Origin of the sequence: Streptomyces yangpuensis, from assembly GCF_024666385.1 — a bacterium.
Taxonomy (GTDB): Bacteria; Actinomycetota; Actinomycetes; order Streptomycetales; family Streptomycetaceae; genus Streptomyces; species Streptomyces yangpuensis.
The window spans coordinates 4,702,718-4,723,977 of record NZ_CP102514.1 but is presented as its reverse complement, the minus strand read 5'-3'; the positions used below and the strand labels follow the sequence as shown (position 1 = coordinate 4,723,977).

The window sequence follows — 21,260 nt, the reverse complement described above, 5'->3', positions numbered from 1 at the left end:
ATGCTTGTGGAACACGGGAGTTGACGATGAAGAACCGTATGCGCGCCCTGGCCGTCGCCGGAGCCGCCGCTCTGCTGGGCACCCTGGTGGCGGCCGCGCCCGCCCCGGCGGCGCCGGCCGCGCCGAAGGTCGCCTCGGTGCACGGGGGCGGCACCGTGCACTACCCGTACGCGCCCGCCTCGCACGACATCCGCTTCACGGTCGACGCCGAGTCGGTGCCCTGGAGCAAGCCCCGGAAGGCCGAGAACATGGAGCAGGGCCTGCCGACGGACGCACGGGGCCGGGTGACCATCTACCACGCGATACCGGACCAGGGCTTCACGGCCGTCGCCGAGGCCGAGGTGGACTGCATGGTGACGGGCGGCAGGACCGCCACGGTCACCGCGGTGGTCACGAGCTCGAACGTCGGCGGGGAGGGCAAGCGGATCGGCCTGAGCGTCCAGGACGGCGAGCGCGGGGCGCCCGACCGCGTCGGCTTCTCGTGGGGGATCGTGAACGTCGACGTGAAGCCCGACGGGTCGGTCGCCGAGGCGACGGTCGGCACCTGCATGGCCCCGGCGCCCTTCACCGAGGTCACCAAGGGCGGCTTCAAGGTCACCCCGGCCCCGCTGGCCCCGCGGCCGGAGCCCCTGCCGCAGCCGTAGCCGTAGCCGCAGCCGTGGTCACGGCGTCGGCGCCATCAGGTACCGGGCCTCGACGGGGGTGGCCCGGTACCCCTGCTCCCGCGCGGCCACGACCTCGGCGATGCTCAGCCCGTACACCCGGCGCAGCAGCGCGATCGGCACCCCGCCGGGCCCACCGACCGGCAGGTGGACGGCGCCCTCCCGGGCGAGGATGCGCTCCCGGACCCACGGCGGGGGTACGCCCCGGCCCCGGTCGCACGCCTGGACCAGGCAGCGCGGGCAGTACTCGTACGCCTCCCAGCGCAGCGTGCCGTCCCGGATGGACTGCCATTCCTCCCGGACGCACTCCTCGCAGGGCTCGCAGTGCGTGACCCCGTACATCTGCTGTTCCGCCATCCGCGCAGCATGCGGTACCGGGGCGTCCCGCGCATGCGGATAACGTCGGGGCATGACGCACACGCAGCTCCGTACCGACCGCGCCGTCCGGGTCGTCGCCCATCGCGGGGCCTCCCACGAGCACCCCGAGCACACCCTCGCCGCCTACCGGCAGGCCATCGCGGACGGTGCCGACGCTCTCGAATGCGACGTACGGCTCACCGCCGACCACAAGCTGGTCTGTGTGCACGACCGGCGTGTGGAGCGGACCTCGGACGGGCGCGGGGTGGTGTCGGAGATGACGTACGAGGAGTTGTGCGCCCTCGACTTCGGCCGTTGGAAGGGTGCGGAGCACCGGGGGGCGCAGGTGCTGCTCTTCGAGGACCTGCTGAAGGAGGCGCTGGCCGCCGGCCGGCCCGTCGGGCTGGCCGTGGAGACCAAGCACCCCACCCGTGCGGGCGGCCGGCTGGAGGCCGAGCTGGTGCGGGTCCTGAAGGAGCACGGGCTGGCCGACGGCCGGGCGGGGCTGGTCGAGGTGATGAGCTTCTCGCGCAACGCTCTGATCAGGCTCAACCGGCTCGCACCGGGCCTGCCGGCGGTCTACCTGATCGAGCGGCGGCTGCGGCCGGTCCGGCCGCCGTTCGCGGGGCATGCCGGCCCGGGCATCGATCTGGTGCGCCGGGACCCGGGGCTGGTGGGGCGTCTGAAGGCGAAGGGGCTGGCGGTACGGGTGTGGACGGTGGACGAGCCGGCGGACGTGGAGCTGTGCCTGCGGCTCGGCGTGGACACCCTGATCACCAACCGGCCGCGCGAGGTGCGGGAGCAGCTGGAGGCGGCCCGCTGAGTCGGGCCCGGGCCCGGCCCGGATCCGCCGGTACGGAGCCGGGGCTCTCGCGCGCCTGGCCCCTCCCCCGCTCAGATCGCGTGGGGGCGGGTGGTGCGACGGCCGCCGAATCGCAGGTACGGGTACGGGTACGGGAACACCCGGCCGGGGTGCGCCGGCCGGGCGTGGGGGGATCGGGTGGGGGCGGGGGATCGGGTGGGAACGAGGGGATCGGGTGGGTGGAGCCGGCGGTCAGTGCGGAGCGCCGGTCATGCGAAGCGCTGGTTCGCGGTTCCGTTGCAGGGCTGGAGGCGCAGCGGTTCGTGGGCGGCGGCCACGGTCAGGCACATGGCCGGGGCGGCGGCGGGCCGGAGGGTGGCTCCGTCGCGGAGGAACTGCTGGTTGGCTCCGCCATGGCAGTTCCAGATGATCAGGCCGGTGCCGGAGCCGTAGTTCGCGCCGGGGGCGTCGAGGCAGCGGTCCTGGGTCAGCTCGATGTGGACGGACCTGCGGGCGGTGTCGTACCACCAGCCCTGGTTGCGGCCGCCGTGGCAGTCCCAGCCCACGGCCTTCGTCCCGTTGGCGCTGGAGCCGCCGAAGGAGTCGAGGCAGTTGCCGGTGGCCTCGTTCCGCAGGGGTGCGAACTTGTCGTCCCAGGCCCCGGCCTGGAGGACGGGCCTGCCGGTGCTCGCGGGGTCGGCGCAGGAGGCCTCGCGCAGGCCCGAGTCGTAGAGCTGGGTCAGGCAGGACGCGAAGGCGCCGTGTCCGCGGTAGTTGGGGTGGAAGGACTGGCGGGTGGTGTTCTCGTCCCAGGGGAAGTGGTCCGCGAGGTCCAGGTAGAGGCCGCGGGCCCAGGTGTCCTCCATGCACACCTCGTGGCCGTGGAAGAGGCGGGAGTTGTCGAGGTAGATCGCGCCGGAGGCCAGGGCCGCCGCGCGCATGCCCTTCTCGAAGGTGGGCACCGCGTAGTTGCGGCCCCAGGTGGCGTCCGAGTCGTAGCCGGCGCAGCCGCCGGGCAGTTTCCCGGGGAAGTTCGGGTTGTCGTGGAAGTCGGGGCCGATGGGGCTGGGGTAGCCCATCACGACGAGTTTGTAGTCGGCGTCCGCGTAGCCGGCGTCGCGCATGACCGTCCTGAGGTCGGCGACCGTGGCTTCCACCTTGGGCCGGAGGCCGTCGACGCGGGCCTGCCAGCCGGGTGCGTACGTGGGCTCGCAGGTGCCCCGGCTGAGCACCCAGCGGGTCACGCAGTCGGTCATGACCGGGCCGAACTGCAGGTCGTCGTTGGCGCCTGCAACCAGCAGGACCATCTTGATCCTGGTGTTGCGGGCCTTGATGGCGAGACTGTCGCTCTGCACCAGCTCGTCGGCGTACTGCTTGCTGCCGCCGATCCTGATGTTGCCGGTGTAGCCGCCGGAGCAGGCGACGTTGAAGGTCAGGTCGGCCGGGATGCCGGTGCGGTGGATCGCCGCGTCGGGCGAGCGGTGGCACTGGTTGGTGGGGGTGTTGGTCGCCGGGTCGTAGGTGCCGACGCCCTCGCCGGATATCTCGCTGTCGCCCAGCGAGATCAGGCCGGTCCTGCGGTCGGCCGGTGGGCGCACGGCCGGGTCGCCGTAGATCGTGACGGCTTCGGCCGCGCGGATCGCCTCCAGCTCGGGCGGGAGGGGTTTGACGACCCCGGTGGTGGTGGCCGCCTGGGCCATGGGGGTGACGGCGGTGACGCCCCCCAGGGCGGCCGCGAACGCCGCGACGGCGGCGAAGGTAGATCTGAGCGTGGATCTCGTGCGGGAACGTGCCATGGACGCCTCCCCGGATATCGGTGTCACCCCCGGTATTTACTGGTCAGTAGGGGAGTTGGGAACACTTCCAACAAGAGAATTGCTCACCTTTTTCGAGGAGGCAGCAGACATGACAGACGATCAGCAGGCCGGGGAGTTCCGGACGGAGCACGACTCCATGGGCGACGTACGGGTGCCCCTGCACGCCAAGTGGCGGGCGCAGACCCAGCGCGCCGTGGAGAACTTCCCCGTCTCCGGGCAGCGGCTGGAGCGGGCCCACATCGAGGCCCTCGCCCGGATCAAGGCCGCGGCGGCGCTGGTGAACGCCCGCCTCGGCGTGGTGGACCAGGACGTGGCCGACGCGATCCGGTCCGCGGCCGCCGAGGTCGCGGAGGGCCGCTGGGACGAGCACTTCCCCGTGGACGTCTTCCAGACCGGCTCCGGGACCTCGTCCAACATGAACACCAACGAGGTGATCGCCACCCTGGCCACCGAGCGCCTCGGCCGGGACGTGCACCCCAACGACCACGTCAACGCCTCGCAGAGCTCGAACGACGTCTTCCCGTCGTCCATCCACATCGCCGCCACCGCCGCCGTCGCGAACGACCTGGTACCGGCCCTGGAGCGGCTCGCCGCCGCGCTGGAGCGCAAGGCGGCCGAGTTCGAGCACGTGGTCAAGGCCGGCCGGACCCACCTGATGGACGCCACCCCGGTCACCCTCGGCCAGGAGTTCGGCGGCTACGCGGCCCAGATCCGCTACGGCGTCGAGCGGCTGCGCTCGTCCCTGCCCCGGCTCGCCGAACTCCCCCTGGGCGGAACCGCGGTGGGCACCGGCATCAACACCCCGCCCGGCTTCTCCGCCGCCGTGATCGCCGAGGTCGCGGTCGCGACCGGACTGCCGCTGACCGAGGCCCGCGACCACTTCGAGGCCCAGGGAGCGCGGGACGCGCTGGTGGAGACCTCGGGCATGCTCCGTACGGTCGCCGTCTCGCTCACCAAGATCTGCAACGATCTGCGCTGGATGGCCTCGGGCCCGCGGACCGGATTGGCCGAAATCAGTCTCCCGGACCTCCAGCCCGGCTCCTCGATCATGCCCGGGAAGGTCAATCCGGTGGTCCCGGAGGCCGTCCTGATGGTCGCCGCACAGGTCATGGGGAACGACGCCACCGTCGCGGTGGCGGGGGCCTCCGGCAACTTCGAGCTCAATGTGATGCTCCCGGTGATGGCCAGGAACCTCCTCGAATCGATCCGGCTGCTGGCCGCCGCGAGCCGCCTGCTGGCGGACCGCACGGTCGACGGGATCACCGCCGACGAGGCCCGGGCCAGGGAGTACGCCGAGTCCTCGCCCTCCGTGGTCACCCCGCTCAACCGCTACATCGGCTACGAGGAGGCCGCGAAGGTGGCCAAGCGGTCCCTCGCCGAGCGCCGGACGATCAGGGAGATCGTGCTGGAGTCCGGCTACGTGGAGCGCGGTGCCCTCACCCTGGAACAGCTCGACGAGGCCCTGGACGTCCTGCGCATGACACGTCCCTGACCGGCCGTCCGCACCCCCCGGGCGGGGGCCGGATCCGGTCGTTCACCGTCCCCGAACCGCTCGGTGACCTGCACCGCAGCGGGCGCACGGGCCCCCGCCCTAAGATCTGCGCATGACAGGTACCTTCGAGTCCGGGGGCGGCCGGACGCCGGGCACGCCGACCGGCCCCGCACGTGGCACGCGCTGGGCACCCGGGGACCGGATCCTCTGGCGCTACCGCGACCACGTCCCGGGACCGCCGGGCGCGGTGCACATCTGCCGCCCGGTGACCGTGGTGCAGGACACCGACGAGCTGCTCGCCGTCTGGATGGCCCCCGGCACCGAATGCGTCAAACCGGTCCTCGCCGACGGCACGTCCGTCCACGAGGAACCGCTCGCCACCCGCTACACCGCGCCGCGCACCACCGTGCGCTCGCGCTGGTTCGGCGGCGGTGTCCTGAAACTGGCCCGCCCCGGGGACCCCTGGTCGGTCTGGCTGTTCTGGGGACCGGGCTGGCAGTTCAAGAACTGGTACGTGAACCTGGAGGAGCCGCGCTCCAGATGGGCCGCAGGAGTGGATTCCGTGGACCACTTCCTGGACATCGCCGTCTACCCCGACCGCAGCTGGAAGTGGCTGGACGAGGACGAGTTCGCCCAGGCCCAGCGCTCCGGTCTGATGGGCCGTGAGCAGGCGCTGCGGGTACGGGAAGCCGGTCGCGCGGCGGTCGCGGCGATCGAGGAATGGGCCGCTCCGTTCTCGGCCGGCTGGGAGGACTGGCGGCCGGATCCGGCCTGGCGGATTCCGGCCCTGCCCGACGACTGGGACCGCACCCCGGCGCATATGACCTCATGAGACCCTTGATGCGCCCCCGGGGTTCAAACGTAGGATCGTCCTCCGCGAGGTCACGCGCTCGAGGCGGTGCGGTCGGGCCGCACATCGGCAAGTGGTCTTCCGCACACGGGATCTGACCGGAGGTCGACACACGAGGAGAGGCGACGAGGGGGCGGGTTCCGCCCGGGGCGCTCCCGGCCGTGGGGCCGGGGGGAGAAGTTCGAGCGAGGTACCTCTGGGCGATGGTGCCCGGGCCGCTGAGCGGGTATACCGCGACTGACCGAGTTGAGTGCAGCGCACATCGAGCGCAAACGGACGGAATTCCACGCGTGACGGAGTACCCCACCTCCCAGGAGGGCCCGCAGCCCGTCGCCTCCGGCGGAGGTACGGACGAGGCCGGCCACGGCAAGGCGCCCATCGCCGCCACCGAGGCCGTACGCACGCATGCCCCGGGCGCCGGCACCGGCCCCGCGGCCGAGCCGGGCGCGGCGGCCGCCGCGGCGGCTTCCGACGTGCGGGCCGCGCGCTCGGCGGCGGGCCCGGCCGCGGGGCTGCCCCGGCCGCGCGGAGCGGCGTCGGCGGAGGTCCCCGCCGGTGCGGGCGCCGGCCCGGGCCAGAATCACGACAACGCCCGTCCCCGGGACACCGCGGACACCCCCGAGGCCCACGAGGCCGCCGCGCGCGCCACGGGGGCCGGTCCGCCCCCGGCGGCCGCCGGGGGCGGCGCTGCGGGCCTCCAGGGGGCCGGCGGGCCCGGCACACCGGCAGGGGGCGCCCCGGACGCGACCGCGGCGCGCCGCGAGGGGGACCGGCTGCGCTTCGTCGGCGCCGCCACCCGGCGGATCGCCCGCGGCATCGACCTCGACGAGATCGTCCTCGGCCTGTGCCGGGCCACCGTCCCGACCTTCTCCGACGCCATCCTCGTCTACCTGCGCGATCCGCTCCCGGTCGGCGACGAACGGCCCGTCGGCCCGGTCGTTTTAAGGCTGCGCCGCACCGACCGGCTGCGGCCGATCGACGACCTCACCGACATCAGCAGCACCATCGGCGCGGGGATGGACCTCGCCGGGGCCGCGGGGGCCACCGGCGAGCTCGACTTCAGCCAGCTGCCGCTGGTCGGCCCGCAGGGTGACCTGCCCGCGGCGGAGCTGTGCGAGATCCGGCCCGGCGGCGCGCTCGCCGAGGTGCTGCGCGGCGTACGGCCCGTCTTCGGGTGCTCCGCCGCCGCAGGTACGGCCCTGCCCGAGCTGCTCGGGCTGGACCATCCGCTGCCGCGCGGCAACCGGGCGGTCCTGGCGCCCCTGCGGGGCCGCCGCCGGGTGATCGGCGCCGCGGTCTTCCTGCGCAGCCCCGAACGTCCGGCCTTCGAGCAGAACGACCTGCTGGTCGCCGCCCAGCTGGCCACCCACACCGCGCTCGGCATCGACAAGGCGGTCCTCTACGGCCGCGAGGCGTACATCGCCGACGAACTGCAGCGCACCATGCTGCCTGACAGCCTGCCGCAGCCCACCGGGGTGCGGCTGGCCTCCCGCTACCTGCCCGCGGCCGAGACGGCCCGGGTCGGCGGCGACTGGTACGACGCCATACCGCTGCCCGGCAGCCGGGTGGCGCTCGTCGTCGGCGACGTCATGGGCCACTCCATGACCTCCGCCGCGATCATGGGCCAGCTCCGCACCACCGCCCAGACCCTCGCGCAGCTGGACCTGCCGCCCGCCGAGGTGCTGCACCACCTGGACGAGCAGGCGCAGCGCCTGGGCACGGACCGCATGGCCACCTGCATGTACGCCGTCTACGACCCGGTCGCGCACCGGATCACCATCGCCAACGCGGGCCATCCGCCGCCGGTGCTGCTGCACCTGGGCGGCCGGGCCGAGGTGCTGCGTGTACCGCCCGGCGCCCCCATCGGCGTCGGCGGCGTGGACTTCGAGGCGGTGGAGCTGGACGCGCCCGCCGGAGCCACGCTGCTGCTCTACACGGACGGCCTGGTCGAGTCGCGGCTGCGGGACGTGTGGACCGGCATCGAGCAGTTGCGCGAGCGCCTGGCCACCACCGCCCAGCTGACCGGCCTGGACCACCCGCCGCCGCTGGAGGCCCTCTGCGACGACGTCCTGGACATGCTGGGCCCGGGCGACCGGGACGACGACATCGCGCTGCTCGCGGCCCGGTTCGACGGCATCGCGCCCAGTGACGTCGCGTACTGGTTCCTGGACCCGGAGGAGACCGCTCCGGGACGGGCCCGGCGGTTCGCCCGCCGCGCCCTGACCCGGTGGGGCCTGGAGGAGCTGAGCGACTCGCTGGAGCTGCTGGTGAGCGAGGTGGTCACCAATGCCGTCCGGTACGCGGAGCGGCCCGTGACGCTGCGTCTGCTGCGGACGGACGTACTGCGCTGCGAGGTCGGCGACGACTCCCCGCAGCTGCCGCGCCAGCGCCGGGCGCGGGACACCGACGAGGGCGGCCGCGGCCTGTTCCTGGTCAACCGGCTGGCCCGCCGCTGGGGCGCGACCCGGCTCAGCAGCGGAAAGGTCGTCTGGTTCGAGCTGCCGCTGCCGCTGTCGGCCGCGGGCGAACGCCGCTGACCGTAGGCGGGTGAACGAAAGAGCGCCGCCCCGCAGCCTGCTGGCTGCGGGGCGGCGCTGTGTCAGTTGCCGCCGCCCTGGTGTTCACCCAGGACCGGCGGGTCCGGCGGCTTGGGGCCGTTGGTCTTGGTGGGCGTGGCCGTCGGGGACGTCGTCCCGCTGGGCGTCGGTCCCGTCTTGGTCGCGGTGGGAGTCGGCGACGTCTGTGTCGGGGACTGCGTCGGGCTGGTGGTGACCGTCGTCGGGGTGGGGGACGGACTCGTCGAGGCGGTCGGCGAGGTGCTGCGGGACGGCGTCTGCACGGCGCCCATGTCGGCCTCGGTCAGCTGGAACTTGCCGGTGCTGCCGCCCTTGAGGGCGGCGAGGGTGTACGCCTTCCAGATCGAGGCGGGGAAGCTGGAACCGCCCGCGCGGCCCAGGCCGGCGGTGCCGGTCAGGGTCACCTGGCTGTGGCTGTTGGGGTCCTCGCCGAACATGGCGACGACCGTGACCAGTTCCGGCGTGTAGCCGGTGAACCAGGCCGCGACGTTGGACTCGGTGGTGCCGGTCTTGCCGCCCGCCTCGTAGGCGCTGCTGCGGACCTTGTTGCCGGAACCGCCCTCGTCCTCCACGACGCCCTGGAGCACCTTGGTGACGGTGTCGGCGGTCTTGCGGCTGATGGCCTGGCTGCCCACCGCCTCCTGGGGGGTGAACTCGCGGTCCTTGTGCTCGGCCTTCTTGATGATGGTCGGCGTGACCTTCTTGCCGTGGTTGTCGAAGGTGGCGTAGACGCCGGCCATTTCGACGGTGTTCGCGCTCATGGTGCCCAGGGCCATGGCCGGCTTGTCCTCGGGCCAGCCCTCGCGGTCCTGCATGCCCAGTTCCAGGGCCGTCTTCTTCGCGTTGGGCGGCTTGACGTCCACGATCATCTGCGCGTAGACGGAGTTCACCGAGAAGTTGGTCGCTTCCTGGACCGTCATCATCGGGGTGCCGTAGTTGGTGTTGTCCTGGTTCTGCGGGTTGAACGGGATCTTGCTGCCGACGACCGGGCGCTTGCTCGTGCCGTCGTAGAGCGCGTTCGGGGTGATCGGCTTGCCGTCCTGGGTGTTGGAACCGTTCTCCAGGGCGGAGGCGAGCACGATCGGCTTGAAGGTCGAGCCCGGCTGGTAGTCCGTGCGCAGCGCGTTGCTCGCGGACTTCTCCTCCAGGCCCACGCCGCCGTACATGGCGACGATGGCGCCGGTCTTGGGGTCCACGGAGGTGGCGCCGGCCTGGACGCTCTGGTCCTGCGGGCGGTTCTTGGTGTCCTTGCGGTCGAGCTTGGACTCCAGCTCGTCGTGGACCGCCTTCTCCAGTGCGCTCTGCTTGTTCTTGTCGACGTTGAGCGTGATGTTCCAGCCGCCCGCCGTGATCATGGCGTCGGTGATGTTCTGCTTGTTCAGCTCGTCGTTGGCGGCCTGGACCAGGTAGCCCTTCTGCCCGTCCATGCCCGGGCGGGGCTTGGGCTTGATGGGCTCGGGAAGCGTCATGGTCTTGCGCTTGGCCTCGTCCAGCTTGCCCATCTCGACCATGTTGTCGAGAACGGCGTTGAAGCGGATGTTGACCAGCCGCTTGCCGTTCGGGCCGGCGGTCGCGAGGTCGTACTGGCTGGGCGCCTGGATGACGGAGGCGAGGTAGGCGCCCTGTTCCAGCGTCAGCTTGTCCGCGTCGACACCGTAGAAGGCCTGGGCCGCCGCCTGGATGCCGTAGGCGTTGCGGCCGTAGAAGTTGGTGTTCAGGTACCCGGCGAGGATGTCGTCCTTCTCCATGCGCTCGTCGACCTTGAGAGCGATCACCAGCTCCCTGAGCTTGCGGACGGCCGACTGGTCCTGCGTCAGGTAGTAGTTCTTGACGTACTGCTGGGTGATCGTGGAGCCGCCGGCCGTGCCCTTGCCGCGGACCGTGTTGAACAGGCCTCGGGCCACGCCCATCACGTCGATGCCGCGGTCCTGGTAGAAGGACTTGTTCTCGATGGCGATGAAGGCGGTGCGGACATCGACCGGGATCTTGTCGAGGGTGACGTTCTCGCGGTTCATCTTGCCGGTGTTGGCCATGATCGAGCCGTCGGACCACCGGTAGGTGTTGCTCTGAAGCGTCGCCTGCTTGTTCGGGTCGGTGGGCTCGTCCACCGAGTAGTAGAGGACGACCGCCGCAGCCATGAGCAGCAGGCTGACTCCCAGGAACGTGCCCAGGATCGTCTTCCAGTTGAAGAAGCGGCGTATGCCCGTGCGCTTCCCGGCGCCCCCGCCTTCCTTGGCGCCCTTCGCGCGTCCGCTCGGCGCCCGCCGCGCACCGCGCTGCTGCTGCGCCTTACGCGCTTCTGCTCGGCCCATCGCTCCCGCTCCGCTCGATTACCCCCCGACGTCAACTCAGAAAGCTAACACCGCAGGCTGTGACAAAGTTTGGCCAATCCGGACTAATTCCGGTCATTTCGGACGTGAGAATCAGCACCCACATCACAGGAACCGACGCTCAGATAAGCGGATGGGTTGCCATTGCGCAAAAAAGTGATATCACTTTGCTAAGCGGCCCGACCGGCCGTGCGCAGAGAAACGGGGCGAACCATGACGAATCACATAGCCAACCCTGACGGAGTACGGGAGTTCACCGCGCGCAGCGTCGGCGGCGGGCTGGCGCTGCTGCTCGGACTGGCCGGTCTGCTCGCGGGCGCGGGTCTGGTCGTGGCCGGCGCGGTGGCGTCGGTGACCGGGGCCAAGGTGGCCCTGATCGCGACCGGCGTGCTCCTGGGTCTCGCCTCCGTGATCGCGATGAGCGGCCTCAACACGGTGGCGCCCGGCGAGGCCCGGGTCGTCCAGCTCTTCGGCCGCTACCGCGGCACCATCCGCACCGACGGGCTGCGCTGGGTCAATCCGCTGACCTCGCGCGAGAAGATCTCCACCCGGGTGCGCAACCACGAGACGGCCGTGCTGAAGGTCAACGACGCCTACGGCAACCCGATCGAGCTGGCGGCGGTCGTGGTGTGGCGGGTCGAGGACACCGCGCGGGCCGTCTTCGAGGTGGAGGACTTCACCGAGTTCGTGGAGACGCAGACGGAGGCCGCGGTCCGGCACATCGCGATCGAGTACCCGTACGACGCCCACGAGGAGGGCGGCCTGTCGCTGCGCGGGAACGCCGAGGAGATCACCGAGAAGCTCGCGGCCGAACTGCACGCCCGGGTGGAGGCCGCCGGTGTGCAGATCATCGAGTCGCGGTTCACGCATCTCGCGTACGCTCCTGAGATCGCCTCCGCGATGCTCCAGCGCCAGCAGGCCGGCGCCGTCGTGGCGGCCCGCAAGCAGATCGTGGAGGGCGCGGTGGGCATGGTCGAGCTCGCCCTGACCCGGCTGGCGGAGGAGGAGATCGTGGACCTCGACTCGGAACGCAAGGCGGCCATGGTCTCGAACCTGATGGTCGTCCTGTGCGGCGACCGCGCCGCACAGCCGGTGCTCAACACGGGCACCCTCTACCAGTGACCCCCTCCGGCGAGGAGAAGCCCGCGGGCCGGCAGGCACGCAAGCAGGTGCTCCTGCGACTCGACCCGCAGGTGTACGACGCGCTGGCCCGCTGGGCGGGCGAGGAGCTGCGCAGCGCCAACGCGCAGATCGAGTTCCTGCTCCGCCGGGCCCTCGCCGACGCCGGCCGGCTCCCCTCCGCCCCGGGCCCCATCCCCCGCCGGGGCCGGCCACCGAAGCCCACGAACTGACCCGTCCGACCGCCGCTCCCGTGCCGTGCACGGGGGCGGCTTTCGCATTTCCGCAGGCCGGACCTCTATACACTCAACGTATACACACGATGTATAGTCGGCGCCATGTCCATCGGTCACACCCTCCTGGGCCTCCTCGAGGCCGGCCCGCGCCACGGCTACGACCTGAAGCGGGCCTTCGACGAGAAGTTCGGCCACGACCGCCCCCTCGCCTACGGGCAGGTCTACTCGACCATGTCCCGGCTGCTGAAGAACGGCCTCGTCGAGGTCGACGGCATCGAGAGCGGCGGCGGCCCCGACCGCAAGCGGTACGCCATCACCGACGCCGGCATCACCGACGTCGAGACCTGGCTCTCCCAGCCCGAGAAGCCCGATCCGTACCTCCATTCGACCCTCTACACGAAGGTTGTCCTCGCGCTGCTCACCGGCCGCCGCGCCGACGAACTGCTGGACACCCAGCGGGCCGAGCACCTGCGCCTCATGCGCGTGCTGACCACCCGCAAGCGCAAGGGCGACCTCGCCGACCAGCTGGTCTGCGACCACGCCCTGTTCCACCTCGAAGCGGACCTGCGGTGGCTGGAGCTCACCGCCGCCCGCCTCGGCCGGCTCGCCGAGGAGGTACGCCGATGACCGCCGCCCCGGCCGGCTCCCTCCTCGCCGCCACCGGCCTGCGCAAGGCGTACGGGAGCACCGACGCCCTCGACGGCGCCGATTTCTCCATCCACCCCGGCGAGGTCGTCGCCGTCATGGGCCCCTCCGGCTCCGGCAAGTCCACCCTGCTGCACTGCCTCGCCGGGATCGTCCCGCCCGACTCCGGCTCCATCGTCTACGCGGGCCGCGAGCTCACCTCCATGAACGACGCCGAACGCAGCGCCCTGCGCCGCACCGAGTTCGGCTTCGTCTTCCAGTTCGGTCACCTGGTGCCGGAACTGACCTGCGTGGAGAACGTCGCCCTCCCGCTGCGCCTGACCGGCGTGAAGCGCAAGGAGGCCGAGCGCACCGCGCTGCACTGGATGGAGCAGCTCCAGGTGGAGGACCTCGGCGCCCAGCGGCCGGGCGAGATATCCGGCGGCCAGGGGCAGCGCGTGGCCGTCGCCCGCGCCCTCGTCACCGGCCCCCGGGTGATCTTCGCCGACGAGCCCACCGGAGCCCTCGACTCCCTCAACGGCGAACTCGTCATGCAACTGCTCACCGAGGCCGCCCGGTCCGCGAACGCCGCCGTCGTGCTGGTCACGCACGAGACACGCGTGGCCGCGTACTCCGACCGCGAGATCGTCGTGCGCGACGGCAGGTCCCGCGACATGGAGCGGATCGTATGAGCCGGCCGCGGGTATGGAGCCGCGACCTCGGCATGGGCGCCCGCTTCGCCCTCGGCAGCGGCCGCGAGGGGTGGATCCGCACCCTGCTCACCGGGGTCGGCGTCGGTCTCGGCGTCGCCCTGCTGCTGATCAGCACGGCCATCCCCGGAGCCCTCACCGCTCGGTACGAGCGGGGTGACGCACGGTCGACGATGCACTCCGACACGGCCGACGCCCCCGGGCCCGACACCCTCCTGTACGCCCGGATCGGGCAGACGTACCAGCACAAGGACATCGAGGGACACGTCCTGCGGGCGGAGGGCCCGGACGCCCCGCTGCCGCCGGGCCTGAAGAAGATCCCGGGCCCGGGCGAGCTGGCCCTCTCCCCCGCCCTGGACCGGCTGCTGAAGTCCTCCGAGGGCGCCCTGCTGCGCGAACGGCTCGACGGGCCGGTCAGCGAGATCGTGGGGGACCAGGGCCTGGTCGGCCCCGGCGAACTGCTCTTCTACCTGGGCAGCGACACCCTCACCAAGAACGGCCCCGACGACCACCGCGTCGAGCGCATCACCAGCTTCGGCTACGAGGCGGACCGCGACACCCTCGACCCCGTCCTCATGCTGATGGTCGTCCTGACGTTCGTCGCCCTGCTGATGCCCGTCGCCGTGTTCATCGCGACCGCCGTCCGCTTCGGCGGGGAGCGGCGCGACCGCAGGCTCGCCGCGCTGCGGCTGGTCGGCGCGGACAGCATGATGGTGCGCCGCATCGCGGCCGGTGAGGCACTGGCCGGCTCCCTGGCCGGACTGGTCCTGGGCACCGGCTTCTTCGCCGTCGGCCGCTCCCTGGTCGGCAGCGTCAGCCTCCAGCAGCGCAGCGTCTTCCCCGCCGACCTCGACCCGGCGCCCTGGCTGGCGGCCCTGGTCGCCGTCGCGGTGCCCGCGGCAGCCGTGGCCGTGACCCTGTTCGCGCTGCGCGGTGTGGTCATCGAGCCGCTGGGCGTCGTCCGCACGGCCAGGCCCTCCCGTCGCCGCATCTGGTGGCGGCTGCTGCTGCCGCTGGTCGGGCTCGGTCTGCTCGTGCCCATGGACGGCCGCGGCAACGACCACGGCCGGTTCAACCAGTGGCAGGTCAGCGGCGGCGTGGTGCTGCTGCTCGTCGGGATCACGGTGCTGCTGCCCTGGCTGCTGGAGCGCTTCGTCGGCAGGATGTCCGCAGGGCCGGTCTCCTGGCAGCTGGCCGTACGCCGGCTCCAGGTCGGCAGTGGCAGCGCCGCCCGCCCGGTCAACGGCATCGCCGTGGCCGTCGCCGGCGCCATCGCCCTCCAGATGCTCTTCGCGGGCGTCGAGGGCGACTACACCAGGGCGACCGGCCAGGACCCCTCCCGGGCCGCCGTCGCCGTCCTGGTCAACCGCACGTCGTCGGACCGGCCGATCGGCGAGCTCGCGCAGCGGATCGCCTCCGTACCGGGCGTCACCCGCGCGGTCCCGCTGACCTCCGCGCAGGCCGCCCACCGGATGCCCGCGGAGCAGGACACCGTCCAGGTGACCGTCGGCACCTGCGCCGCGCTCGCGGAGGTCGCCACGCTCGACTCCTGCAAGGAGGGCGACGCCTTCGCCCTGACCGGCCCCTCCTCCGAGGGGGCCTACGGGGGCACGGCCGAGCCCGGTGACGAGCTGTTCGTCGGCAACGTCCATCGCTACGAGTCCGCGCCGGACGACCGGCCCGCTCCGGTGAAGTGGCAGGTCCCGGCGGGCGCCCGTACGGTCCCCGCCCGGCAGGACCCCTCGGGGCTGCTGCGCACCGGCCTGCTGGTGACCCCGTCGGTCGCGCCGCAGGAGCTGGGCGACTTCCCGGACGCGCGGATCTTCGTAGAGGTCGACGAGTCCGGCCCGGACGCCCTGGACCGGGCGCGCAACGCCGTCTTCAAGGCGGACCCGTTCGTCACGGCGATGACGCTCCGCCACACCGAGCAGGCGGCCGGCTTCTCCTCGATCCGCACGGGGCTGTTCTTCGGCGCCGCCGCCGTGCTGGTCCTGATCGGCGCCAGTCTGTTCGTCTCCCAGCTGGAGCAGCTGCGCGAGCGGCGTCGGCTGCTGTCCTCGCTGGTCGCCTTCGGCACCAGGCGCTCCACCCTGAGCCTGTCGGTGCTGTGGCAGACGGCCGTACCGATCGTGCTGGGCCTGGTGCTGGCGGCCGCGGTGGGCACCGCCCTGGGCGCCGTCCTGATGGGCATGGCCGCCCAGCCGGTCCGGATCGACTGGCCGTCGGTGCTCGGGATGACTGGGGTCGGCGCGGGCGTGGTGGCCGCGGTGACCCTGCTCAGCCTGCCGCCGCTGCTGCGGATGATGCGCCCGGACGGCCTGCGTACGGAGTGACGCCCGTACGCCCCTGAACCCGTACGCCCCTGAACCCGTAAGCCCTTGAACCCGTACGCCCGCTCCCCGCGGTCCGGCGACACGACACCTCTAGTCGGTGGGCCAGACCGGGAGCGGGCGTACGGCTTCGCGCAGGGCGGCGGCGATCGCGGCGAACTCCTCCTGGCGGGCGGTCCCCGTGCGCATGGCCAGGGCGATCCGCCGGGAGGGCGCGGGCTCGGCGAAGCAGCCGGTGGACAGGTACTCGTTGCGGGCGGTCTCCAGCCGCAGCGCGGTCCGCGGCAACAGCGTCACCCCCAGTCCCCCGGCGACCAGTTGTACGAGCGTGGACAGTCCGGCAGCGGTCGTGGTGACATCGGCCCCGGTGGTCCGCCCGGCCTCCCGGCAGATGTCCAGGGCCTGGTCCCGCAGGCAGTGCCCCTCGTCCAGCAACAGCAGCTGCAGGTCGCGCAGTTCGTCGAGCGGGATGTCCCGGCGTCCGGCCAGCGGGTGGTCGCGCGGGGCGAGCAGGACGAAGTCCTCGTCGAAGAGGGGCAGTTCGCTCACGCCGGGTACGCCGAGCGGCACCGCCAGCAGGAGCAGGTCCAGGCGGCCGGCGGCCAGCCCCTCCAGCAGCGAGCCGGTCTGCTCCTCGTGCACCTGCAGGTCCACCCGCGGGTAGCGCCGGTGGAACAGCCCGAGCACCGTCGGCAGCAGGTAGGGCGCCACGGTGGGGATCACCCCGAGCCGCAGGACCCCGGTGAAGGGGGCCCGTACCGCCTCCGCCTCCTCCAGCAGCCCACCGACGGCGTCGAGCACCACCTGCGCCCGGACGGCGATCCGCTCGCCCGCCGGGGAGAGCAGCACCTTGCGGGTGGTGCGCTCCAGCAGCTGCACACCGAGGGCCTCCTCCAGCGCGGAGACGGCGCCGGAGAGCGCCGGCTGGCTCATCCCGATGGCCGCGGCCGCGTCACGGAAGTGCAGGTGCTCGGCGACCGCCGCGAAGGCGCGCAACTGAGCGAGGGTGGGTTGCTTCGCTCCCCTATTACCGACAGCCACTGATAGGTACCTCCGATCACCCACAGCAAGACTAGCTATTTCCATAATCAATGCAGGCTGTGCCAGCATGTGAGACACGTCCAACCCCCTCGGAAAGCCCCCAAAAGGGGTCCTTTTCCATTGATCAAGGAGAGCGCGTGCTCACTGTTGGTGACAAGTTCCCCGCCTTCGACCTGACCGCCTGTGTCTCGCTCGAGGCCGGTTCCGAGTTCGCGCAGATCGACCACAAGACCTATGAGGGCAAGTGGAAGGTCGTCTTCGCGTGGCCGCTCGACTTCACCTTCGTGTGCCCGACCGAGATCGCCGCCTTCGGCAAGCTGAACGACGAGTTCGCCGACCGTGACGCGCAGGTCCTCGGCTTCTCCCTCGACTCCGAGTACGTGCACCACGCCTGGCGCAAGGACCACGCCGACCTGCGTGACCTGCCCTTCCCGATGATGTCGGACATCAAGCGTGAGCTCTCCGCCGAGCTGGGCATCCTCGGCGAGGACGGCCTGCCGATGCGCGCCGTCTTCATCGTCGACCCGAACAACGAGATCCAGTTCTCGATGGTGACCGCCGGTTCCGTGGGCCGTAACCCCAAGGAGGTCCTGCGGGTCCTCGACGCCCTGCAGACCGACGAGCTGTGCCCCTGCAACTGGAACAAGGGCGACGCCACGATCGACGCCGGCGCGCTGCTGGCCGGTGAGTGACGGATGTCCCTCGACTCCCTGAAGGCGTCCGTCCCGGACTTCGCCAAGGACCTGAAGCTGAACCTCGGTTCGGTCATAGGCAACAGCGACCTCCCGCAGCAGCAGCTGTGGGGCACGGTCCTGTCCTGCGCGATCGCCGCCCGCTCCCCGCGCGTCCTGCGTGAGCTGGAGCCGGAGGCGAAGGCGAACCTCTCGCCGGAGGCGTACACCGCCGCCAAGTCCGCCGCCGCGGTCATGGCGATGAACAACGTCTTCTACCGCACGCGGCACCTGCTCTCCGACCCGGAGTACAACACGCTGCGCGCGGGCCTGCGGATGAACGTCATCGGCAACCCGGGCGTGGAGAAGGTCGACTTCGAGCTGTGGTCCCTCGCGGTCTCCGCGATCAACGGCTGCGGCCAGTGCCTGGACTCGCACGAGCAGGTCCTGCGCAAGGCCGGCGTCGACCGCGAGACGATCCAGGAGGCCTTCAAGATCGCCTCGGTGATCCAGGCCGTCGCGGTCACCCTCGACGCCGAGGCCGCCATCGCCGGCGAGTAACGGCATCCCGTACGACGCAGGGGCCCGCGACCGTTTCCGGTCGCGGGCCCCTGCTGCACTGTCAGTCCTTGCGCAGTACGGCCATCAGCGCCCGCACGTCCTCGACGGCCGCCGCCGTCAGAGCATCCTGGTCGGGCCGGGCCGGCGGGGTCGCCCCCGCGTCGGTCTCCTCGTCGCGCGAACCGAAGAACCCCAGCTCGACGGTGAACACCGCGCCGCCGTCGCGGACGCGCAGCTGGAGGCCGTCACCGGCCCCGGAGGCGCGGACCAGCGCCTGTTCCCCCAGGCCGGGCACCTCCTCCCAGGGGACGTCGGCCTCGAAGAGCCGCTCGTAGAACGAACCCAGTGCGAACTCGGGCGCCGGATCGCTCTTCTTGTGCAGCTCGACCAGGAACAGGGCGGAGAACCCGTCCGAACCGCCCGAGCCGCCACCGTCGTAGCTGCACGACGCCCAGTCCATGGCCGGATGCCGGCCGGTCCTGTTCGGGCTGGAGGCCGCGAAGCCGCCCATGGCCCGCCCGAGAGCCGGTGCCTCGAACTGCTTGCACAGGTTGTCCGTGACCGCGTACCGGACCTCCGGTTCCGCCGGCCGCAGCCGGTCGGCGAAGGCGTACAACCCGCCCGCCCACAGCGCGGACGTGACCACGACGGCCGTCGCGACCCACCGCCACGGCCGCCCCGCCCGCCGCGCGGGCACGGCGTCGTCCTGGACATCGTCCTGGGCGGCCTCCGGCGGGCGCGCCGGCTCCCACGCCCCGTCGAGCTCGGGCTCACTGATCATCCCGCCCCCTGCTCCTTCAATGCCGTCATCAGCTCGCGGGCGTCCTCGACCATCGCCGCCCGGAGCGCGGCGGTGTCGGCCGGGGTCTTCGGCTCGCTGCCGGTGCCGATGACCACGACGGTGAACACCGCACCGCCGCGCAGCACTCTGAGCTCGACCGTCCCGTCCCTGAGGCCCGAGGAGAGCAGGGCTCGCTCACCGAGTCCCCGGACCTCCTGCGTGCGCACCGCATCCGGTTCCGCGAAGAACAGGTCCGACGGCACGTCGAACTCCGGTCCGGGATCGGTCTTCCGGTGCAGGTCGACCTGCACCCGCACGGTGAGTGTGGACACGCTCTCACCGTTCTGCAAGCTGCAGATCGCCCGGTGCACGGCAGGGTGGTCGTCCTGCCGGTTCTGCGGCCGGTAGCGGTGCAGGCCTCCCGCGATCCTGCTCAGCGCCCGGGCCTCGAAGTCCTGGCACAGGTTCTCCGTCGCCCGGTACGAGACCTGCGGCGCGGCGAGCCGGTCCCCCCGGGCGTACAGTCCGCCCGCCCACACCGCCGAGGCGAGCGCGGCCCCGCCCAGTGCCCACAGCCATGGCCGTCGCGCCTCCGCCCCGTCGGCCTCCCGTCCGCGCGGTGGCGGCTCCTGCGTCCGCTCCGCCGGCTGCGCGGGGCGGGTCTCCCCCGTCCCGTCGAGCTCCGGATCGCTGATCATGCGTGTCCCCCCGGTCGTTGCCGCTTCCCGGGCACCGCAGGCGGCGCCCGCACGCCTTCGATCATGGCAGCCCGGACCGCCGAAACGTTCGGGTCCGGTGGCCCGCGATTCGGCCGCACACGGCCCGGCCGGGCCGGGCCTACGGCCGGGGGTACTCCTCGTCGTCACGTGCCACACCCAGCGCCGTCGAACCGTGCGGCGCCGGGCCGACCATCCCCGCCCCGAGGTGGTGCTGGTCGCGCGAGTACGCCTTCAGGTAACCCACCACCGTGTTGGTGACAGCCACCAGCGGTACGGCGACGACCGCCCCGCCGATGCCCGCGATCATTCCGCCGGCGGCCACCGCGAGCACCACCGCGAGCGGGTGGACCCGTACCGCCCGGCCGAGGATGAAGGGCTGGAGCACGTGGCCCTCGATCTGCTGCACCGCCAGGACCACCAGCAGCGCCATCAGAGCGGTGAACACCCCCTGGGTCACGAGCGCCACGACAACGGCGAGAGCGCCCGAGATGACCGCGCCGACCAGCGGGATGAAGGCGAACAGGAAGATGAAGACGGCCAGCGGCACCGCCATCGGCACGTCCAGGAAGTACAGCCCGAGGCCGATGAAGATGGCGTCGATGAGGGCGACGATGACCGTGCCGCGGACGTACGCGGTCAGCGTGCGCCAGGCGCGCGGACCGGCGCCGGCGACTCCGGCGCGGGCGGCGGCGGGGACCAGGCCGAGCGCCCAGTTCCAGATGCGCTTGCCGTCGTAGAGCAGGAAGAGCGTCGAGAACATCGCGAGCAGCATGCCGGTGAGGATCTCGACGAGCACCGTCACGCCCTGGAGACCGGCGGAGGTGATCTGCTCGGTGTTGGTGCCGATGGTCTCGCTGAGGTTCTTCGCGATGTCGTTGATCTGCTTCTCGGTCACGTGGAACGGACTGTCCAGCGCCCAGAGTTTGAGTTCGTTGATGCCGTCGCGGACCCGGTCGGAGAGGTCGTCGAGGTTCTCCATGACCTGCCAGACCACGAACCAGCCGACGAGCCCGATGACGACGAAGCCGAGGACCGCGGTGACGGCGGTGGCGAGACCGCGCGGCATGCCGAGCCGGCGCAGCCGGACGACGAAGGGCTGGAGCATCGCGGTGACGAGCATGGCGGCCGCGAACGCGAGGACGACCAGGCGGACTTCGCTGATCACCTTCATCAGCACCCAGAGCATCCCGGCGAGCAGCAGCAGCCGCCAGCTGGCCTCGGCGGCGACGCGCATCCCCCACGGGACCACGCTCGCCGGGTCGGGCCGCTCCGGGCGCCGGTAGCGCTCCGCCGCGACCGGGGCGGCCGTGGCGACCGTGTGCGTCTGCGCCGGGGCGCCGGCCCGCTCGGGAGCCTTCGCAGCCGCGTCCGGGCGCGGCCGCTCGGGCAGATCGCCGCCGCTCTCGGCCTCGACCTCGGCGCGCCGCTCGTTGAGCCGGGCCTCCATCGCGGTCAGCCTGCTGCCCAGCCGGCCGAGCCAGCCTTCCCTCTTCGCCATGTCGCTTCCTTCCCCCGCCCCCCGTCTACGGGCACCCCGATGACCGTACACGCGAGGAGCCCCGCACCGTACGACGGTGCGGGG

At 72.1% G+C, this 21,260-nt stretch carries 19 protein-coding genes; 12 read left to right on the top strand and 7 right to left on the bottom strand.

What is annotated here, in order from left to right; translation table 11 throughout:
• Positions 1-26 precede the first annotated feature (26 nt).
• Positions 27-644 (top strand): hypothetical protein, encoded by a 618-nt coding sequence (locus NRK68_RS21755; RefSeq protein WP_257856479.1) that lies wholly within the window; start codon positions 27-29, stop codon positions 642-644.
• Between the two features lie 18 nt (positions 645-662).
• Here NRK68_RS21755 and NRK68_RS21750 read toward each other — a convergent pair whose 3' ends face one another.
• A complete protein-coding gene (locus NRK68_RS21750) occupies positions 663-1,019 on the bottom strand; it encodes a hypothetical protein (RefSeq protein ID WP_183069763.1) in 357 nt (118 codons plus the stop codon).
• 52 nt (positions 1,020-1,071) lie between these two features.
• Here NRK68_RS21750 and NRK68_RS21745 point away from each other — a divergent pair, with 52 nt between their 5' ends.
• Positions 1,072-1,842 (top strand): glycerophosphodiester phosphodiesterase, encoded by a 771-nt coding sequence (locus tag NRK68_RS21745; protein WP_183069764.1) that lies wholly within the window; start codon positions 1,072-1,074, stop codon positions 1,840-1,842.
• 248 nt (positions 1,843-2,090) lie between these two features.
• Here the strand turns inward: NRK68_RS21745 and NRK68_RS21740 are convergent, their stop codons facing one another.
• The gene (locus tag NRK68_RS21740) at positions 2,091-3,617 is read right to left on the bottom strand and encodes a ricin-type beta-trefoil lectin domain protein (protein WP_257856478.1); all 1,527 of its coding nucleotides are present in this window, start codon (positions 3,615-3,617) and stop codon (positions 2,091-2,093) included.
• Between the two features lie 109 nt (positions 3,618-3,726).
• Here NRK68_RS21740 and NRK68_RS21735 point away from each other — a divergent pair, with 109 nt between their 5' ends.
• The 3 genes from NRK68_RS21735 (at position 3,727) to NRK68_RS21725 (ending at position 8,517) form a co-directional block, all read left to right on the top strand.
• The gene (locus NRK68_RS21735) at positions 3,727-5,130 is read left to right on the top strand and encodes a class II fumarate hydratase (protein WP_183069766.1); all 1,404 of its coding nucleotides are present in this window, start codon (positions 3,727-3,729) and stop codon (positions 5,128-5,130) included.
• Positions 5,131-5,242: 112 nt separating this feature from the next.
• Positions 5,243-5,962, top strand: a complete 720-nt coding sequence (gene fomD, locus NRK68_RS21730) for a cytidylyl-2-hydroxypropylphosphonate hydrolase (RefSeq protein ID WP_183069767.1) — start codon at positions 5,243-5,245, stop codon at positions 5,960-5,962.
• Positions 5,963-6,270: 308 nt separating this feature from the next.
• Positions 6,271-8,517 carry an ATP-binding SpoIIE family protein phosphatase gene (locus NRK68_RS21725; protein ID WP_257856477.1) on the top strand — a complete coding sequence of 749 codons (2,247 nt, stop codon included), beginning with the start codon at positions 6,271-6,273 and terminating at the stop codon, positions 8,515-8,517.
• Between the two features lie 62 nt (positions 8,518-8,579).
• Here NRK68_RS21725 and NRK68_RS21720 read toward each other — a convergent pair whose 3' ends face one another.
• Positions 8,580-10,868 (bottom strand): transglycosylase domain-containing protein, encoded by a 2,289-nt coding sequence (locus NRK68_RS21720; RefSeq protein ID WP_183069769.1) that lies wholly within the window; start codon positions 10,866-10,868, stop codon positions 8,580-8,582.
• Between the two features lie 231 nt (positions 10,869-11,099).
• On the opposite strand from NRK68_RS21720, the gene NRK68_RS21715 reads away from it, so the two are divergent.
• The 5 genes from NRK68_RS21715 to NRK68_RS21695 all read left to right on the top strand — a co-directional run bounded on the left by NRK68_RS21715 (position 11,100) and on the right by NRK68_RS21695 (position 15,908).
• Positions 11,100-12,008 (top strand): SPFH domain-containing protein, encoded by a 909-nt coding sequence (locus tag NRK68_RS21715; protein WP_257856476.1) that lies wholly within the window; start codon positions 11,100-11,102, stop codon positions 12,006-12,008.
• Positions 12,005-12,238: a type II toxin-antitoxin system antitoxin gene (locus tag NRK68_RS21710; RefSeq protein ID WP_183069771.1), complete on the top strand. Its 234-nt coding sequence runs from the start codon at positions 12,005-12,007 to the stop codon at positions 12,236-12,238. The genes NRK68_RS21715 and NRK68_RS21710 overlap by 4 nt, the downstream gene beginning before the upstream one ends.
• Before the next feature lie 105 nt (positions 12,239-12,343).
• Positions 12,344-12,868, top strand: coding sequence for a PadR family transcriptional regulator (locus NRK68_RS21705; RefSeq protein WP_046775921.1), 525 nt, complete (start codon positions 12,344-12,346; stop codon positions 12,866-12,868).
• Positions 12,865-13,557, top strand: a complete 693-nt coding sequence (locus tag NRK68_RS21700; protein WP_183069772.1) for an ABC transporter ATP-binding protein — start codon at positions 12,865-12,867, stop codon at positions 13,555-13,557. The genes NRK68_RS21705 and NRK68_RS21700 overlap by 4 nt, the downstream gene beginning before the upstream one ends.
• Positions 13,554-15,908, top strand: a complete 2,355-nt coding sequence (locus NRK68_RS21695) for an FtsX-like permease family protein (protein ID WP_257856475.1) — start codon at positions 13,554-13,556, stop codon at positions 15,906-15,908. The genes NRK68_RS21700 and NRK68_RS21695 overlap by 4 nt, the downstream gene beginning before the upstream one ends.
• 90 nt (positions 15,909-15,998) lie before the next feature.
• Here the strand turns inward: NRK68_RS21695 and NRK68_RS21690 are convergent, their stop codons facing one another.
• Complete coding sequence (locus NRK68_RS21690) at positions 15,999-16,991, bottom strand: hydrogen peroxide-inducible genes activator (protein WP_259656653.1); 993 nt, start codon at positions 16,989-16,991, stop codon at positions 15,999-16,001.
• A 92-nt stretch (positions 16,992-17,083) separates the two neighbouring features.
• Between NRK68_RS21690 and NRK68_RS21685 the strand changes: the two genes are divergently transcribed.
• Entirely contained in the window at positions 17,084-17,638 is a 555-nt protein-coding gene (locus tag NRK68_RS21685; protein WP_030774574.1) for a peroxiredoxin, read from the top strand.
• Between the two features lie 3 nt (positions 17,639-17,641).
• Complete coding sequence (locus NRK68_RS21680) at positions 17,642-18,178, top strand: alkyl hydroperoxide reductase (protein WP_183066731.1); 537 nt, start codon at positions 17,642-17,644, stop codon at positions 18,176-18,178.
• A 61-nt stretch (positions 18,179-18,239) separates the two neighbouring features.
• Here the strand turns inward: NRK68_RS21680 and NRK68_RS21675 are convergent, their stop codons facing one another.
• From NRK68_RS21675 to NRK68_RS21665, 3 genes are all read right to left on the bottom strand, one after another.
• On the bottom strand, positions 18,240-18,959 hold the full coding sequence (locus tag NRK68_RS21675) for a hypothetical protein (RefSeq protein ID WP_183066732.1): 720 nt from the start codon (positions 18,957-18,959) through the stop codon (positions 18,240-18,242).
• Positions 18,956-19,657 (bottom strand): hypothetical protein, encoded by a 702-nt coding sequence (locus tag NRK68_RS21670; protein ID WP_257856474.1) that lies wholly within the window; start codon positions 19,655-19,657, stop codon positions 18,956-18,958. The genes NRK68_RS21675 and NRK68_RS21670 overlap by 4 nt, the downstream gene beginning before the upstream one ends.
• A 139-nt stretch (positions 19,658-19,796) precedes the next feature.
• Complete coding sequence (locus tag NRK68_RS21665) at positions 19,797-21,176, bottom strand: AI-2E family transporter (RefSeq protein ID WP_183066734.1); 1,380 nt, start codon at positions 21,174-21,176, stop codon at positions 19,797-19,799.
• Between the last annotated feature and the right edge of the window lie 84 nt (positions 21,177-21,260).

Bases quoted from the DNA above. Each gene is read 5' to 3' on its own strand.
- NRK68_RS21705 (WP_046775921.1), top strand. From the start codon at position 12,344: ATGTCCATCGGTCACACCCTCCTGGGCCTCCTCGAGGCCGGCCCGCGC.
- NRK68_RS21715 (WP_257856476.1), top strand. From the start codon at position 11,100: ATGACGAATCACATAGCCAACCCTGACGGAGTACGGGAGTTCACCGCG.
- NRK68_RS21675 (WP_183066732.1), bottom strand. From the start codon at position 18,959: ATGATCAGTGAGCCCGAGCTCGACGGGGCGTGGGAGCCGGCGCGCCCG.
- NRK68_RS21745 (WP_183069764.1), top strand. From the start codon at position 1,072: ATGACGCACACGCAGCTCCGTACCGACCGCGCCGTCCGGGTCGTCGCC.
- NRK68_RS21720 (WP_183069769.1), bottom strand. From the start codon at position 10,868: ATGGGCCGAGCAGAAGCGCGTAAGGCGCAGCAGCAGCGCGGTGCGCGG.
- NRK68_RS21750 (WP_183069763.1), bottom strand. From the start codon at position 1,019: ATGGCGGAACAGCAGATGTACGGGGTCACGCACTGCGAGCCCTGCGAG.
- NRK68_RS21740 (WP_257856478.1), bottom strand. From the start codon at position 3,617: ATGGCACGTTCCCGCACGAGATCCACGCTCAGATCTACCTTCGCCGCC.
- NRK68_RS21755 (WP_257856479.1), top strand. From the start codon at position 27: ATGAAGAACCGTATGCGCGCCCTGGCCGTCGCCGGAGCCGCCGCTCTG.
- fomD (WP_183069767.1), top strand. From the start codon at position 5,243: ATGACAGGTACCTTCGAGTCCGGGGGCGGCCGGACGCCGGGCACGCCG.
- NRK68_RS21695 (WP_257856475.1), top strand. From the start codon at position 13,554: ATGAGCCGGCCGCGGGTATGGAGCCGCGACCTCGGCATGGGCGCCCGC.
- NRK68_RS21680 (WP_183066731.1), top strand. From the start codon at position 17,642: ATGTCCCTCGACTCCCTGAAGGCGTCCGTCCCGGACTTCGCCAAGGAC.
- NRK68_RS21665 (WP_183066734.1), bottom strand. From the start codon at position 21,176: ATGGCGAAGAGGGAAGGCTGGCTCGGCCGGCTGGGCAGCAGGCTGACC.
- NRK68_RS21670 (WP_257856474.1), bottom strand. From the start codon at position 19,657: ATGATCAGCGATCCGGAGCTCGACGGGACGGGGGAGACCCGCCCCGCG.
- NRK68_RS21700 (WP_183069772.1), top strand. From the start codon at position 12,865: ATGACCGCCGCCCCGGCCGGCTCCCTCCTCGCCGCCACCGGCCTGCGC.
- NRK68_RS21690 (WP_259656653.1), bottom strand. From the start codon at position 16,991: ATGGAAATAGCTAGTCTTGCTGTGGGTGATCGGAGGTACCTATCAGTG.
- NRK68_RS21735 (WP_183069766.1), top strand. From the start codon at position 3,727: ATGACAGACGATCAGCAGGCCGGGGAGTTCCGGACGGAGCACGACTCC.